We start from the raw sequence: 15,704 nt of genomic DNA, 5'->3' as shown, positions 1-15,704 counted from the left end.
AACTATATGAGGACATAGAACGCAACGTGGCAGACGCGGGAGTATACCAGCACTTAAATCACATTGCTACCGGCCGGTTGTTTTTTCCTCAAGAAAAGTTATTACTCAGCGGTCAGCGGTCAGCGGTCAGCGGTCAGCGGTCAGCGGTCAGCGGTCAGCGGTCAGCGGTCAGCGGTCAGCGGTCAGCGGTCAGCGGTCAGCGGTCAGCGGTCAGCGGTCAGCGGTCAGCGGTCAGCGGTCAGCGGTCAGCGGTCAGCGGTCAGCGGTCAGCGGTCAGCGGTCAGCGGTCAGCGGTCAGCGGTCAGCGGTCAGCGGTCAGCGGTCAGCGGTCAGCGGTCAGCGGTCAGCGGTCAGCGGTCAGCGGTCAGCGGTCAGCGGTCAGCGGTCAGCGGTCAGCGGTCAGCGGTCAGCGGTCAGCGGTCAGCGGTCAGCGGTCAGCGGTCAGCGGTCAGCGGTCAGCGGTCAGCGGTCAGCGGTCAGCGGTCAGCGGTCAGCGGTCAGCGGTCAGCGGTCAGCGGTCAGCGGTCAGCGGTCAGCGGTCAGCGGTCAGCGGTCAGCGGTCAGCGGTCAGCGGTCAGCGGTCAGCGGTCAGCGGTCAGCGGTCAGCGGTCAGCGGTCAGCGGTCAGCGGTCAGAAAAGCTAATTATAACTTTAGAGTCAACAGAAAATACTTCCTTGCTGAAAATAGATATTTGTAGTTAATAAAATATCAACTAGGATAAAAACTGAGCATAAGGATTTTGTATTATGAACTTTGAAAACTTAGATGTATGGAAGCGCTCAGCTCGCCTTAGCGCTGATATTTACAGAAATACACAACTAATTAAAGACTTTAGCTTTAGAGATCAATTAACACGCTCTGGTTTATCTGTTCCTAGTAATATAGCTGAGGGCATGACAAGAGAGAGTGATAAAGAAAAAACACGCTTTTTAGATATCGCTCGCTCTTCGCTTGCTGAGGCAAGAACCCAAATATATATTGGCATCGATATTAACTATATTGATACCGACATAGGTAAGTCTTGGCTAAATGAAACAGTCCAGCTGTCAAAAATGCTAACAAGTTTGATAGCAAAAATAAAAACAAGTGAGTAACCATTCTTACTGACAGCTGAAAACTTACAGCTGACAGCTATTCTCTACTTCTGACACACCTCACAAAAAACGGTACTGCGTTGCCCTAGACGAATTTCAGTTAGTTCGCTCTCGCAATTTACACAAGGCTGGCCTTTTCGGCCATACACTAATAGCTGCTGCGCAAAGTAGCCTGGCTTACCGTCACTTTGGGCAAAGTCTTTCAGCGTTGTGCCGCCTTGAGTAATTGCTGCGGCTAGGGTGTCTTTTATAATTGGGATTAACGCTTGGTAGCGTTTAAGGCTTACCTTACCTGCTTCTTTTCGCGGATCGATACCCGCTTTAAATAATGATTCGTTAGCGTAAATATTACCAACCCCCACCACCACGGCGTTATTCGTAATAAACTGTTTAACAGGCACTTTTTTATTACGAGATTGCTCATAAACACGTTTAGCAAAAAAGTCATCGGTGAGTGGCTCGGGGCCTAATTTAGCAAGTAACTTATGCTCTTCATTGGGGGCTTGCCATAAACAGCAACCAAAGCGACGTGGATCGTTTAAACGCAGCGCCTTATTATTCGCTAAAATAAACTCAACATGGTCATGCTTTTTAAGTGGCTCATTGGCGTTCACAACCCGCAAGTTACCCGACATACCTAAATGCAATATAGCCGAGCCTAGCTCGCATTCTAACAATAAGTATTTTGCACGTCGTTCAATACTGCTAACCACTACCCCCTCAAGTTGATACACCTCATCTGGCACAGGCCAGCGCATACTGGCATTATGAATATTTACCTTAGTCACAACTTGGTTTAGCACATGGGGGGTAATACCCATACGGCTAACTTCTACTTCTGGTAATTCAGGCATTTATAAAACTCACTTATGAAAAGGTAAAACTTGGAAATAATTGTTTTGCAGTAGTTAAATCTAGCAACAATAATCGCTGACTGGTTTTATCGAATAGATAATACTGACCATTTGCTTCATATAATAAGTACACCCAAGGTAAGGACTCACCGGCGAGTTCAAGCGTGGCTACCGATAGTGGCTTATTCATATCAAGCGCATCAGGTGTAGTGGTGGTCATCAGCGCGGTATTTTGCCATAAATAAACTAGCTCACTAAGTTGCTGCTCTGAGCCTTGCCAACTAAGCGGTACACTTTTTTGCAAAGCAGTAGTACGCCAACTAGTGCCAATACGCTCAATTTTTTGGTCGATAAATTTAAGCGTTAATACAAAACTTTGCGAAGGAAGTAGTGGCTGCAATTGTGCCTGTGTTTCATCATTCCCTATGTTTTTATGCAGTCCATTTAAAAAGAAGATCATAATCAACATCGAAAAAATAATAACATTGTTCCAACCTTTTCGGCCGAGTTGCATGTGGGTCTTCCAATTAATAATATCGATTTAAAGTGTAACCAAAACTTAATTACACTGTCTATATGTTAAAACCCAAAGACTTTGCTAGAATATCGGCAAATTTTAAGGAGTTTAGTCATGTCAATGTATGTAGTGGGCCATAAAATCCCAGATTCAGATTCAATATGTGGTGCAATTGCACTGGCTTATTTAAAAAACCAAATTGATGAGCCGGCAATTCCAACCCGCCTTGGTGAAGTATCACCAGAAACACAGTTTATTTTAGATAAATTTGGCTTCGAAGCACCTGAGCTTAAACTTAGCTACGCTGGCGAAGACGTTTACATTGTAGACCACACAGAAAAAACCCAAGCACCTGATGATATCGACCAAGCTCGCGTTGTTGGCGTGGTAGATCACCATAAGTTAGGTGACCTAACCTCATCAACACCACTTGAGTGCTGGATCCGCCCTGTTGGTTGTTCTAACACCATTATTAAGATGATGTACGATTTTTATAACGTAGAGATCCCTAAAGATATTGCTGGCATTATGCTTTGCGCCATATTAAGCGACACGGTTATTTTTAAATCACCAACCTGTACCACTGCCGACATTAAATGTGTTGAAGCCCTTGCTGAAATTGCAGGCATTGAAGACTTTAAAGAACTAGGCATGGACATGTTCCGCGTTAAATCAGCCGTTGAAGATACGCCTGTACGTGATTTAGTAATGCGTGACTTTAAAGACTTTAACATGAACGGTAACCTTGTTGGCATTGGTCAGTTAGAAGTTATTGACCTTGCAGTATTTGACGAGATTAAAGCTGACCTTGAAGCTGACATTGCCAAGCTTAAAGAAGAAGGCGGTCGTCATTCAGTATTTTTACTACTAACCGACATTATGAAAGAAGGCTCACAAATGCTGATTGCATCAGACGATGCCAGCCTTGTTGAGCAAGCCTATGGTGAAAAGCCAGAAGACGGTAAAGTATGGCTAGATGGCGTATTGAGCCGTAAAAAGCAAGTAGTACCACCACTACAAGACGCTTTTAAGAGCTAGGTTCGAGGTTCGAGGTTCGAGGTTCGAGGTTCGAGGTTCGAGAAATTTAAAAACCTTGCGGTTAATATCGCAAGGTTTTTTTATACCTGTAGGCGGGAGTTTACCCCGCGTCAGTATTAGGCTCAAGATGTTAGTTGCTAGGCTCGTCGCTCGTGGCACGCTGCCCGCCCGTTACGGTATGAAGTCCCACCAACATTAAAATACCTGCTATATTTACTTATAAAATAAAGGCGTTAGGCTCTAAGTGCTAGGCTCGAGCTTCGAGCCGTAACCCGTGGCTCGTGGCCCGCAGCCAAACATAAGGACATAAAATGCACATACTTCACCATGGAGCAGTCAATGGCGTAACAGGCTCATGCCACCAGCTGATAATAAACGACCAAAGCTCTTTTCTAATTGATTGCGGACTATTCCAGGGTGAAGACTCTGTAGATGATCTAAGCATTGAATTTAATATAGACACTGTTCGCGCATTAATAGTTACCCATTGCCATATTGATCATGTTGGCCGAATTCCGTATTTGTTAATGGCTGGCTTTAAAAGCCCTATATTTACCTCTGTTGCATCAGCAAGCTTATTGCCGTTAGTCATTGAAGATGCATTAAAAGTGGGCGTTACGCGAGACCAAAAAATAATAGATACCTGCTTAAGGCTGCTTAAACAACAAGTTGTAGCAGTAGACTTTAAAGCCTGGTTTGAGCTTCCTTGCAAAGGTGAACACACAGCTAAAGCCCGACTACAACGAGCAGGGCATATTTTAGGCTCCGCTTATGTAGAAATAGACATAAGCACGCCTCCTTATAAAGCGAGCAATAATCATAGAGTGGTTTTTTCTGGTGATTTAGGTGCGCCCTACACGCCTTTACTACCCTCACCTAAAGCGCCCTATAAAGCCGATACCTTAGTCATAGAGTCAACTTATGGTGATAAAAATCACCAAGGTCGTAAACAACGTACGCAAACCTTAAAAAACGTGATTGAACGCGCCGTTGCCGATAACGGCGTAGTACTTGTGCCTGCCTTTAGTATTGGCCGCACGCAAGAGCTGTTATACGAACTTGAACAGCTAATTCATGCTTCTGCTAAAAACTCACCTTGGCGCACAATACAAGTAATACTCGACTCCCCCATGGCAGCTAACTTTACTCAGCAGTACCGAAAATTTAAATATTTATGGGATGAAGAAGCCAAACAAAAAGTAGCCAAAGGTCGTCACCCACTCGACTTTGAAAACCTCACTACTATAAACACCCATAGCGAGCACTTAGCGTTAATAAATTACTTAGCCAGCCGCCAAACACCTGCAATTATTCTAGCTGCAAGCGGTATGTGCACTGGCGGACGAATAGTTAACTACCTAGAGCGCTTTTTAACCGACAAAACCACCGACGTACTCTTTGTAGGTTACCAAGGGCGCGGTACATTAGGTCGCGACATACAAACCTACGGACCAAAAAATGGCTACGTGTTGATAAATAATACTAGGGTGAATATTAACGCCAAAATACACACTATAAGCGGTTATAGTGCTCATGCAGATCAGGCAGGTCTCATTAAATTTGTAACCGGTATGCGCAAAAAGCCCCACCATATAAAAATAGTTCACGGCGATGATGACGCTAAAAATACACTCGCAGCAAAATACAGAGAAATATTGGGAGATGAGGTGACGGTAGAAATTGGCAAGGGATAAATAACAGTAAAATAAGAAGTCAGATATCAGAAGTCTTATTTTAACCTAGGAGATCGTAATGAACTTTGAGCATTTAGATGTATGGAAAAGATCTGTAAAACTAAGTTGTGAAATTTATAAATCTACCGCTAATTTAAAAGATTATGGGTTTAGAGATCAGTTAACTCGGTCTGCGCTATCGGTTCCCAGCAATATAGCTGAGGGGGTTTGCAGAGAAAGCTTTAAAGAAAAAAGCCGCTTTATTGATATTGCACGCGCCTCACTAGGTGAAGCGCGCACCCAAATCTATATTGGGGATGAAATTGGCTATTTACCAAAAGGTATAAGCCAAGTATGGGTTTTAGAAACAAAAGAGTTAGCAGCTATGCTAACTAGCTTAAAAAATAGGTTCGACTCTGCTTGATGTCTGATTTCTACTATCTGCTGTCTGCTATCTGATTTCTAAAACCTGCTCTTTTACTTTAACCATTCGCCTTTAACCTAAAATATTTATTTTTGAACCACAGAGAGCACCGAGGCGCTTCGCGCTACACAGAGTAATACCTTTTTGAACGCTGACAGCTAACTGTTTTTACTTTTAATCACTTCCTCTGTGACCTCTGTGACCTCTGTGGTGAATAATTTTTTACCTTTGACGCGACATAAAGCTACCAGTGCGCGGCATAAAGCCCCGCCTACGTTCAATCCAAACACCGTGCTTGGCTTAATCTCAACCTTTAACCTTTAATCCAAAACGTAAAATACGCGGTATAAAGCCACGCCTACATTCACACACCCATATTAACTTGCCCGTAGGCGGGAGTTTACCTCGCGCAGGATTTAGGCTTTAGGTTTGAGGTTCGGTGTTTAGCTCTAGGCTCGTAACTCGTAACTCGTAGCTCGCAGCCCATAGCCCGTTGCCCACCGCTCGTCGCCCGCAACCCGCGGCCCTTTAAATCCTGTACAAGCAAGTATATTCACGTATCATTTTAAGGCCAGTAAATAAAAGGATACCTCTTGTTTAATCTCCCCCCCACTACGATTGCACTTATTATCGTTTGTAGCGGCTCTATTATTGGACCGCTTGGCATGGCAGGCGTTAATATCGCTATTCCTGACCTTGCTGAAGATTTACACGCAAGCGCAAAAATGATTGCGTGGATGCCCACCTTGTATTTACTCAGTAGCGTCATTTTTATGCTGCCGTGCGGTAAAATAGCAGACAACTATGGTCGCAAACGCGTGTATGCATTTGGTTTAGGTTTAAATGCGCTGGCCTCGCTAATGTGTGCGTTAGCAAACTCTATTGAGTGGGTGCTTTTTTGGCGCTTTATACAAGGGGCAGCAGGCGCCATGATTTTTGGTATAGGCGTTGCCATTATTACCTCTGTTACGCCTGATAATAAACGCGGAATGGCACTGGGCATCTCTGCGGCGTGTGTATACATAGGACTCAGTGCAGCGCCTGCGGTTGGTGGCTGGCTCACTGAAATATGGGGATGGCGCGCCGTGTTTTACTCGCAAATCCCCTTGGTACTTATGCTACTTATTGCCATTAAACTATTTTTACATGGCGAATGGAAAAACGATAAAAAATCGCCGTTTGACTGGTGGGGTATGGTTATTTTCTCGCTCTTTGCACTGTGCTTGGTATTAGGGTTAAGTGATTTACCGAATATAGCTGGCTGGCTATTAACCGCACTTTCAATCATTTGTTTAATGCTATTTATTGTTCACCAAAGTCGCAGTCGGCGCCCCTTAATTAGAGTACAAATGTTTTTAGAAAGTCGTGTATTCAGCCTATCGTTGTCTACTTCGTTTCTCATGTATGCTAGTAACTTTTCACTGGCCTTTTTGTTAAGTTTGTACCTGCAATATATAAAAGGATTAAGCCCCGCACATGCAGGACAAATAGTATTACTACAAGCGGTTTCAATGGCTATTATGGCGCCCCTAGCAGGCAAGCTTGCCGATAAAATACAACCACGCTTACTTGCCACGCTAGGCTGTGTAATTGTTCTGGTTGGATTCTTTCTGTTATCCCAGCTATCGGTTAGTTCAAGCACCACTTACATTAGTGGCTCACTGTTATTATTAGGGATTGGGTTTGGCTTATTTTCGACCCCTAACAACAATGCCATTATGGGTGCAGTGGATAAAAGTGAGCTAGGTGTGGCGTCTTCCTCAATGAACTTATCACGCACTATTGGTAATTTATTTGGCATGAGCTTAATCAACTTAATTGTGCACTATTACCTTGGCGACAGCACCTTCTCAGCGCAAAATAGCTACGCACTAATGAGCACCATTTCATTGGCGTTTAAAATGTCATTAGGATTTGTCATGCTGGCAAGCTGTATTTCTGCGCTGCGAGGTCGGGCTTAAAAGGGTGCTAGGTTCGAGCTGCGAGGTTAAAGGTTAAAGGTTAAAGGTTAAAGGTTAAAGGTTAAAGGTTAAAGGTTAAAGGTTCCAGATATTTAAAAACCTTGCGGCTAATATCGCAAGGTTTTTTTATACCTGTAGCAGCGGGTTCACCCCGCGTCGGTATTAGGATTTAGGTTCTAGGCCCGAAGCTCGTCGCCCGTAACCCGAAGCTCGCAGTCCGTAACTTCCTCTAAAAGCGCTGCGTCTCTTAAACTCTTTGTGCATAAATATTTTAAGATCTTATTCACAAAGAGAAGTGAATGAGGAGTAAATGAGAAAATAAAACCATTAGCCCAACTGGTTAATTCGAGGTTCTAGGCTCGATGCCCATACCCCGTCGCTCGTAGCTCGTTACCCGATGCCCATCGCCCGTTATCCTTTAACCAACTCTTTCATATATTCAGTAAACTCATCGCCTAAGCTTTTATCGCGCATGCTGTATTCTACAATCGCTTTTAAATAACCGAGTTTATCGCCACAGTCGTGTGAGCGACCACTCATATGAAACGCTTCTACCGTATCAATAGCCAATAATGCATCAATAGCATCTGTTAGCTGTATTTCACCGCCTGCGCCTACATGAGTTTTAGCGAGTAATGGCCAAATATTTTTACTTAAAACATAACGACCAACAACGGCTAAGTTTGAGGGAGCAACATCTGCGGCTGGTTTTTCAACCATTTTTTTAATTGCTGCACTTTCACCAGCAGCAAGCTCTGCACCATTAATATCAGCAATGCCGTACTTACTTACATCTTCAATAGCAACAGGCTCTAACATAATTTGGCTGGCATGGGTTTGCTTAAAGCGTGCGATCATCGCCGCTAAGTTTTCAGTTTTTTGATCTGCCGTATAAGCATCTAAAATTACATCGGGTAAAACCACAACAAAGTCACTATCACCAACTATTGGCTTGGCACATAAAATAGCGTGCCCTAAGCCTTTAGCTTCACCTTGGCGAACGTGCATAATAGTAACATCTGCTGGGCAAATAGAGCGCACCTCATCTAGCAAAGTACGTTTTACGCGTTTTTCTAACGTGGCTTCTAACTCAAAACTGGTATCAAAATGGTTTTCAATGGCATTTTTAGAGCTATGTGTCACGAGCACAATTTCTTTAATACCCGCCGCCACACATTCATTTACTATGTATTGAATAAGCGGTTTATCAACCAAGGGGAGCATTTCTTTTGGGATTGCCTTAGTCATAGGCAACATACGGGTGCCTAAACCGGCAACAGGAATTACAGCTTTCAAGGGTAGTCCTTTAGGTAGTTAATATTCTGGTTAGTATACAATTAATTAGTAACTCTTAACTGAATAACTAAAATGAGTCATCGATTAGGTAAGTTATTTAGTAAACACTTTATTTATATTTTTCATAATGAAAACTATAAAAAAAATGTAACCTAGCCCTTTTCCAAAGATATATTTAAAAGCAATTAATCTAGATATTACCTTAACGTAACTATCAAGTGAGCTCCCAGATGACTCTTTAGGGTGTTGACAGATGGTTTTATGTATATGCATTCCTTTGTGCCCTTGGTTTAAAAATATAGATAAATATACGGGTTCATCACAACAGGGATATTTTGCGCCAGCCCCTAGATTTAAAGGAAATTTATAAGTTCGCGTTAAAGCATTTAATCGTACAGCTATTTGGATGGTACCAACTCCAAGAATCGTTCTAAGATTATGCTCTTTTTTAGATAAAGGAGGCTTTAAAAAATCCCCGTTTTCATCTTCAACATTAAAAGTTAAAAAGTCACAATTCTTATTATAAAGAAAACTTTCATTCACCAATTCGATAAAGTCATCGCACAAGGTTACATCGTCATCTGTAAATAAAGCTAAATCACCATTAGCATGTTCAATTGCTAGATTACGGCTGTAAGTTACTCCAATGTTAGGATCGCAAATGATTTTCAAATCATCGCGGTTTGTCCACAAATTACATTCTTTAAAAGTAGATAAAGTATCTTGATTAGTGCCTTGCACTATAACTACATATTCAACATACACAACCTTGGATTTAATAACTTTTTCTATGTTTTCAAGACGATTAAACAAGCATGAGATAAGAACACTAAGCAATGTAAATTCCTTTTTATTTTGTAAGATACAAGAAAACAAAAATAGCTTTTGCAAAACTAAGTTTCTTAAAAATTCTAAAAAAGAATTTTAAGTTTAACTTTGTATTTCTTTTTGTATTTCGGTCAAATAAAAGATATTCAGCTTCAGTTTTATTATGTGCATAAGAACAATAACGTGTTACAAGATTAATCGAGGTCTGTTTTTGCTCTTGACGATTTTGTCGCGATACACTTGTATCCAATACTCTATAATTAAAAAGTTTTTCTTTTAAATTCCCAAATTTTACTCCTATGGAGCGACACCTAAACCATAGTTCATAATCTTCACAATGCTTGAAATCTGCATTATAGTACAATTCTTTGCCTAAAAGCGTTTTATCAAACATAACAGAGGGGTGGCACAACGGAGAACCAAGATCCATCAACCATGAAATAACGCTATTACTTGAAGGTAAAGATCGCGACCCAATAATGTTTCCAGCAATATCAATGTAAGTATAAGAAGAACCAACTATTGCTAGCCTTTCTTTTCGCATCAGTTTGAGCTGCGCTTCTAAACGTGTCGATAAACAAACATCATCAGCATCCATTCTTGCAATATAGTTGTATTTTGACATATCAATAGCTTGATTAAGAGTATAAATAAGCCCCTTATTTTCACGACTTATAACTATAACTCTATCATCTAACGTCGCATATTTTTTTAGAATATTTAAACTCTGATCTGTTGAACCGTCATCAATGCATATAAGTTCAAATTGTTTATGTGTTTGTATCAAAATACTTTTAATTGCTTTATCTAAGAATTTTTCAGCATTATATACAGGTAATATTATTGAAATAGACATTAAATCCTCTGTTATTCATCTTTTTTGACCCATCCATAAGGACGGATATCATGAATATCTTTATTAAAAAACACTTGATAAGGTATACTTGGACTTCGTGTTCCTACCTTTGAATTCATATAAAGTGAAATTACAAAAAGGGGAAAAGTTATAGTCAAAATGACAAGTAAAAATTGATTTTTGCGTATCCTGACACTTAGTAAAGGAACCAAAAAGATCAGATAAACTAATAAATAATAGCTTACCCTTGTTGCTGAAAAACCTATAGGCTGAAACGTATTATAAATACAAGCGCCCAAAGTAAAAACATAAAAATAAAAGTTAGCTTCTGCGCTCGGAAGTAATCGCCTAATAATAATAAATAAAGAAAAAAGGATAACCAACAAAACCTGGAATACTTTACCCCCATCCACTTTGACGAGCAAATAATGAGAATAAAATGGTAGAACAGCATCGACGGCTTTTTGTGCTAAAGAAAAAGAGAAGAAAGAACCTACGAATAAAGAAATTAGTACCCAGCTAGATATTCTTCTAGGATAGAGAAAGTACAAGAAAATACAAGCCAACGCAGTACTATGGAGCATAGCAGCAAATATAATAGCGAAAGAAAATTTAATGAAATTACGGTTTAAAATATATTTGGTGCTATATAAAACTACCGCCATCGCCGTAAATTGTTTTATAAAATTAACCGACATAAGGAAAAAAAAAGGTATTGAGATAAAAATGAGTACTGAATAAAAATAGTTTTTACTATGGTTTTTTAATGCTAAATGAATAAAAAAGTACATGACCGCAGAGGTGATTATAAAATAAAGCTGCGTAAAATTTATTCTATTAGAAAACTCTATTAAAGCCCCATGCAGTAAGCCAAATCTTATATACGTCATATCGCCAGGTTTAAATTCAACAATCGAGGTGTAGTATGAAAGAAAGTCGAAACCAACGTCAAAACGCAGCGCAGATACTAAAAATAGAATAAAAATCATTGATAAATTTTTATACTTAAATTTTGATAGCCCAAGAATAACTATAGTTAAAAACATAGTAATATAGAATAACATTAAAAGCGCCTAATCATTTTGTCACTTATTTTCACAGTTTTTATAAATCCAATAATTGAATAAGTAGTTATATAAGATCAGTTTCTATCAAGATATACGTTATTATTTTTAGCTCTTTTTATTATAAGAAAGCTAGAAAACAAGAAAAAACAACCAAAAGCACCAACAGCAATAAAACTAGCAACAAGCCCAATATTACTATTAATAAATAGCAAAGTAATAAATGGTAATGACAAAATAATAGCTATGCCTAAACTTTTAAAAGGAATCTTAATTATTAATAGCTTTCTCATATTAAAGAAAAGTAGCGTAGAAATTAGAAAATATGTAAAAGATAAAATAATAGGGACAAACCATAAAGGACTACTTTCACTCAGGCTATATAAGCCAACCATCATTAATAAAAAACCTAATAGATAGGGAAAAATAGTAGTTTTAGTTCTCATTTCTGACTGTGAAACCAAATAAATCAAATTAGAGGTTACTCTAAAAAACTCAATAGAAGCACCTATCATTACGTAAGGATAAGCGTTGTGATATTTTTCATTAACTAACAGCGTCATTAAAAAAGGGGAAGTACATATTACAAAAATCATCAATAAAAAATATATAGGTATCATATAGCTCGCTAAATAATTCCAAGCCAAAGCCCGAGTATCTTTAGTACTATTATTAATATTTTTTAAGTAATCTGGCATAAAATACTGCGTAGCCAAACCTTCAACCGCTGTGAAAATAGACGTTGATACAGCTAAACCGACTGCAATATAGGAGAGCACCTCAACAGTATACTTGTCTTCAACAATGATCCGATACGAACTATTTTGACCCCATTGTAAAAAAAGAGTGAGAGTCACAGGTAGAGAGAATATGAGTACCTTTTTACACGTTGCTAAGTTTATTTTTTGGAATAAATAGCTAACGTCTACTTTATCGTAGTTGCCAATCACTTTATACATAGGCACAAATAAGATAATTTGAGCGATAGCTACTCCATACAGCCAAGCCATACCTGTCTTGCTAATGAATAAATTAGTCACTATAGCGATAACAATGCCTAGAATTAGGGAAGCTAATAAATATTTGATAAAACAAAGGCGATTTCCTAATAGATTAATAACATTCAAAAAGACTAAATAGCTACCTGCAGCCAAGGAAAAAAAAATAAAGAAAAGAAAGCTTCCTATTGTAAATAATTCAGAATAGTCAAAAATATAAAAAATAAATGCAGCTACAAACAACGATAAAACAATTCCCAATGTGCGGGCAAGAAATAGCATTACATTAGCATTTGATAAATTACTATTATTTTTCCAGTAAAGAACATATCTATTATAGTACTGGCCAACTGGGTTCAAGAATGCGAAGTTAAATAAAGTTAATAGAGTAAGTAAAAGGTAATAACTTCCTATTTGTGTCTCTGATAAAAACGTTGTCAATAACCGGACAGAAAGGAGAGCCAGGGTTACCTGTAGCATCTTTCCTATAGCTAATGCTGTAATATCTTTATTAACTTTACTTAAAATATTCAACATCTAATTACAACTTAACCCAATTATCAGGAATTATATCTGTAGAATCCAGCTCGGCTGATTGAAACCAAACCTTGGGCGCAATAATAACTTTATCTTCATTTTGATTAAGCCAAGCTCCCCACCAACTAAAAGTACTATTTGAAATGATTTGATGCTCACACTCTGACATCAATATCATGTCTACTTCAGGTCGTTCACTCGAGCCATCGACAAAATTCATTTTGTAGTCAAAACTTAGATTGTTACGACACCACTTTATATCATCAGAAAAAATAAAAAGTTCCGTGTTTTTATCTAATATTTCTTTTGTCGAAAGATACCTTAGCGCCTTTTTAAAATACTCACTATCACAGACGCCATGCGTTTTGTTAGCCCCCTCATCAGAAACATAGTCACCTCGCCTTATATGGATTGATACACTATTTTTAGCATTTCTAATTGCATTACTAACAGACAGCTCATACTCATTGAGCTCGTTAACCAAAGTTAACTCGTCTAACAAACAATCACGGATACTTAAAAAGTATTTTTCTGACTGAAAAAAACCAGTAATTTGAGTAATATTTGTATTTTGCGATAAAGAGTCATCAAATTTTAAACTTTTCTCAATATAGTGATTTTTTAAAAAACCAAAACTAAAAAGTATTTTATTAATTCTACTATTGCTTAGTAACTTTTTTTTAAGATTTAACCGATTATCGAAAGTAGCTTTACAATTAAACTTATTTAAACAAAATGGATGTGTTTCATAAGACTGAAAAGCAGACACATCGACCAAGACTTTATCTTTACGCTTTTCAGCAATAGATCTGGCTGCCGCATATTGAAAAAGTTGGTTGCCTAAGCCTCCAATTGCTTTAACTTTTATCATTATTAACCTAATAAATTGTATATAAAATGCTGTTTACTTCAAATCAGCTAAGACATGTTTAACTATCGTCTTTGCAAATGTTTCAGCTCTGTAGGGGGTCGATTGTTCTGAAAACAGATAATCCTCTATGTTTGATAGAATAACGCTGTATTCCACTTCGGACATGTTACTGATGTAATGGTAGAGTTCCTCATGAGAGTTAAATTTTCGTCTATCTATAAAACAATTAGCAGGGATATGGTCAGTAACGTTGGGCGCTCCCCAATAAATTGGAATGCATCCGGCGAAAAAACAATCAAATATTTTTTCCGTTATGTAGCCTGGAATTAGTTGAGCATTTTCATAGCAAATTGCAAACTTATAATTGTTTAATGTCGCCTTTTTACTATCCACTGGCCCTTTATAAGAGGGATAGCTAGGAGGAAAAAGTGTGTTTAAGAAACTCATTTTAGATAGAAGTGCGCGCAATAATCGATTACTTGACGTATGTTTTTGCCACCCTATTCCATAAAAGTCAAACTCATTATTGGTGTTTTGTTCAAACCAACGAATTGTTTTCTCTCTTTCTGAGTATAATTCTAGTGGGTGATTAACTTTTTTATTACCCGCAATTAATGTGCACAACTTTTTAGATGCAATTTTTTTTTGATTACTTCTATGAGCCTCTCGACTCTCAGGAAACTTATGAGTGAAATTGATCTTAAAATATTTTTTATTATCAACTAGCTCATCATTCCAGGTGAAAACTTTACTGTATTGATTATGATTTAGTTTTTCCCAATTATTTAATTTAATTACTTCGCTTTCAAATAAAAAAAGATAGGCTATTTCCGTTTCAACTTTTTCCTCATGCTTGGGTAAGTCAAAATAAAAGGCCATATCTGAATCTGATAATTTATTAATATCGCATGTTGAAAGCTCAATATTCACGCTCTTGCACTTCTGTTTTAATAACCAAATGCTATAAGCATAATCATCTCTGTTTACAGATCTATCACTCACATCGAATATTTTATTATTTAAATGGTAATCTATTACTAAGGATGCTTTCATTTTTTATTTAACTCAGTAAATATTATTTTCGCCATTTCAGGTTTCTCATTCCACCATTTACTTTTTAAAATTGCAGTTATTTTATCTTCATCAAATCTATATTTAATTAGTTTTGCTGGCGATCCTACAACCACCGCAAATGGTGGCACATCTTTAGTAACAACAGAGTTTGCCCCTACAACAGCACCAGTGCCAATTGTAACACCGCGTAAGATGATAACATCAACTCCTATCCAAACATCATCCTCTATTTTGCAACTTTTACTTGTGAGTAAATCGTATGGCGAATGATAGAAGATACTACTTGTACTTATTTCCTTTAAGTCGTGCTCACCTTGCCCTATTGAAACATTATTTGCAATTGAGCAATATCTTCCAATTGATGATTTACTAATAGAGCAATGCCGTCCAATGTAACTATACGAACCAATAGTTGAGTTTGAATCTATAAAAGTATCCTCTTTAACTTCAATACTACTACCGTTAAGAGACTTTAAGCTTACATTATAACTAAATATTCGGTTATCTCGCTGGGAGAAGATCAACCTAATTTGACGATAAAGCTTACTCGCAATACTTTTTAATATTAATAACACACTAACAATCCATATAAAATAAAGGTTCTAATATAGTTACAAT

At 38.3% G+C, this 15,704-nt stretch carries 15 protein-coding genes and 4 pseudogenes; 9 read left to right on the top strand and 10 right to left on the bottom strand.

Annotated features, from left to right (window positions below; genetic code table 11):
• Positions 1-43: 43 nt before the first annotated feature.
• From PTET_RS19360 to PTET_RS02335, 5 genes and pseudogenes are all read left to right on the top strand, one after another.
• Positions 44-256 (top strand): annotated as a pseudogene (locus PTET_RS19360) (hypothetical protein); the annotation flags it as partial.
• Positions 159-431: pseudogene (locus tag PTET_RS19325) on the top strand (hypothetical protein); the annotation flags it as partial. The pseudogenes PTET_RS19360 and PTET_RS19325, both read left to right, overlap by 98 nt.
• Positions 344-571 (top strand): annotated as a pseudogene (locus PTET_RS19320) (hypothetical protein); the annotation flags it as partial. The pseudogenes PTET_RS19325 and PTET_RS19320, both read left to right, overlap by 88 nt.
• Positions 480-698: pseudogene (locus PTET_RS19315) on the top strand (hypothetical protein); the annotation flags it as partial. The pseudogenes PTET_RS19320 and PTET_RS19315, both read left to right, overlap by 92 nt.
• A 49-nt stretch (positions 699-747) precedes the next feature.
• Entirely contained in the window at positions 748-1,095 is a 348-nt protein-coding gene (locus PTET_RS02335) for a four helix bundle protein (protein WP_013464039.1), read from the top strand.
• 44 nt (positions 1,096-1,139) lie between these two features.
• On the opposite strand, the gene mutM is transcribed toward PTET_RS02335, so the two are convergent.
• Together mutM and PTET_RS02325 are read right to left on the bottom strand one after the other, a co-directional pair.
• Positions 1,140-1,949: a bifunctional DNA-formamidopyrimidine glycosylase/DNA-(apurinic or apyrimidinic site) lyase gene (gene mutM, locus PTET_RS02330; RefSeq protein WP_096038150.1), complete on the bottom strand. Its 810-nt coding sequence runs from the start codon at positions 1,947-1,949 to the stop codon at positions 1,140-1,142.
• Between the two features lie 13 nt (positions 1,950-1,962).
• The gene (locus PTET_RS02325) at positions 1,963-2,463 is read right to left on the bottom strand and encodes a hypothetical protein (RefSeq protein ID WP_096038149.1); all 501 of its coding nucleotides are present in this window, start codon (positions 2,461-2,463) and stop codon (positions 1,963-1,965) included.
• A gap of 117 nt (positions 2,464-2,580) precedes the next feature.
• On the opposite strand from PTET_RS02325, the gene PTET_RS02320 reads away from it, so the two are divergent.
• From PTET_RS02320 to PTET_RS02305, 4 genes are all read left to right on the top strand, one after another.
• The gene (locus PTET_RS02320) at positions 2,581-3,504 is read left to right on the top strand and encodes a manganese-dependent inorganic pyrophosphatase (RefSeq protein WP_013464036.1); all 924 of its coding nucleotides are present in this window, start codon (positions 2,581-2,583) and stop codon (positions 3,502-3,504) included.
• A 311-nt stretch (positions 3,505-3,815) separates the two neighbouring features.
• Complete coding sequence (locus tag PTET_RS02315) at positions 3,816-5,198, top strand: MBL fold metallo-hydrolase RNA specificity domain-containing protein (protein ID WP_096038148.1); 1,383 nt, start codon at positions 3,816-3,818, stop codon at positions 5,196-5,198.
• A 58-nt stretch (positions 5,199-5,256) separates the two neighbouring features.
• Entirely contained in the window at positions 5,257-5,601 is a 345-nt protein-coding gene (locus tag PTET_RS02310; protein WP_013464033.1) for a four helix bundle protein, read from the top strand.
• Positions 5,602-6,194: 593 nt separating this feature from the next.
• Complete coding sequence (locus PTET_RS02305) at positions 6,195-7,562, top strand: MFS transporter (RefSeq protein ID WP_096038147.1); 1,368 nt, start codon at positions 6,195-6,197, stop codon at positions 7,560-7,562.
• 411 nt (positions 7,563-7,973) lie between these two features.
• On the opposite strand, the gene galU is transcribed toward PTET_RS02305, so the two are convergent.
• The 8 genes from galU to PTET_RS02265 all read right to left on the bottom strand — a co-directional run bounded on the left by galU (position 7,974) and on the right by PTET_RS02265 (position 15,661).
• On the bottom strand, positions 7,974-8,858 hold the full coding sequence (gene galU, locus PTET_RS02300; RefSeq protein ID WP_096038146.1) for a UTP--glucose-1-phosphate uridylyltransferase GalU: 885 nt from the start codon (positions 8,856-8,858) through the stop codon (positions 7,974-7,976).
• A 93-nt stretch (positions 8,859-8,951) separates the two neighbouring features.
• Positions 8,952-9,695: a glycosyltransferase family 2 protein gene (locus PTET_RS02295; RefSeq protein ID WP_096038145.1), complete on the bottom strand. Its 744-nt coding sequence runs from the start codon at positions 9,693-9,695 to the stop codon at positions 8,952-8,954.
• A gap of 13 nt (positions 9,696-9,708) precedes the next feature.
• Positions 9,709-10,542 (bottom strand): glycosyltransferase family 2 protein, encoded by an 834-nt coding sequence (locus PTET_RS02290; protein WP_096038144.1) that lies wholly within the window; start codon positions 10,540-10,542, stop codon positions 9,709-9,711.
• A gap of 11 nt (positions 10,543-10,553) precedes the next feature.
• Entirely contained in the window at positions 10,554-11,606 is a 1,053-nt protein-coding gene (locus PTET_RS02285) for an EpsG family protein (RefSeq protein WP_075170469.1), read from the bottom strand.
• A 77-nt stretch (positions 11,607-11,683) separates the two neighbouring features.
• Positions 11,684-13,141, bottom strand: a complete 1,458-nt coding sequence (locus PTET_RS02280; protein ID WP_096038143.1) for a polysaccharide biosynthesis protein — start codon at positions 13,139-13,141, stop codon at positions 11,684-11,686.
• 4 nt (positions 13,142-13,145) lie between these two features.
• Positions 13,146-14,012 carry an alpha-1,2-fucosyltransferase gene (locus PTET_RS02275; protein ID WP_096038142.1) on the bottom strand — a complete coding sequence of 289 codons (867 nt, stop codon included), beginning with the start codon at positions 14,010-14,012 and terminating at the stop codon, positions 13,146-13,148.
• 33 nt (positions 14,013-14,045) lie between these two features.
• Positions 14,046-15,065 carry a glycosyltransferase family 10 domain-containing protein gene (locus tag PTET_RS02270; RefSeq protein ID WP_096038141.1) on the bottom strand — a complete coding sequence of 340 codons (1,020 nt, stop codon included), beginning with the start codon at positions 15,063-15,065 and terminating at the stop codon, positions 14,046-14,048.
• Positions 15,062-15,661 (bottom strand): CatB-related O-acetyltransferase, encoded by a 600-nt coding sequence (locus PTET_RS02265; RefSeq protein ID WP_096038140.1) that lies wholly within the window; start codon positions 15,659-15,661, stop codon positions 15,062-15,064. Before PTET_RS02265 ends, PTET_RS02270 begins: the two co-directional genes overlap by 4 nt.
• Between the last annotated feature and the right edge of the window lie 43 nt (positions 15,662-15,704).

The sequence above is a fragment of the Pseudoalteromonas tetraodonis genome (assembly GCF_002310835.1).
Taxonomy (GTDB): domain Bacteria; phylum Pseudomonadota; class Gammaproteobacteria; order Enterobacterales; family Alteromonadaceae; genus Pseudoalteromonas; species Pseudoalteromonas tetraodonis.
Note: the sequence above shows the minus strand (reverse complement) of the source record. Positions and strands in the feature narration are given on the sequence as shown.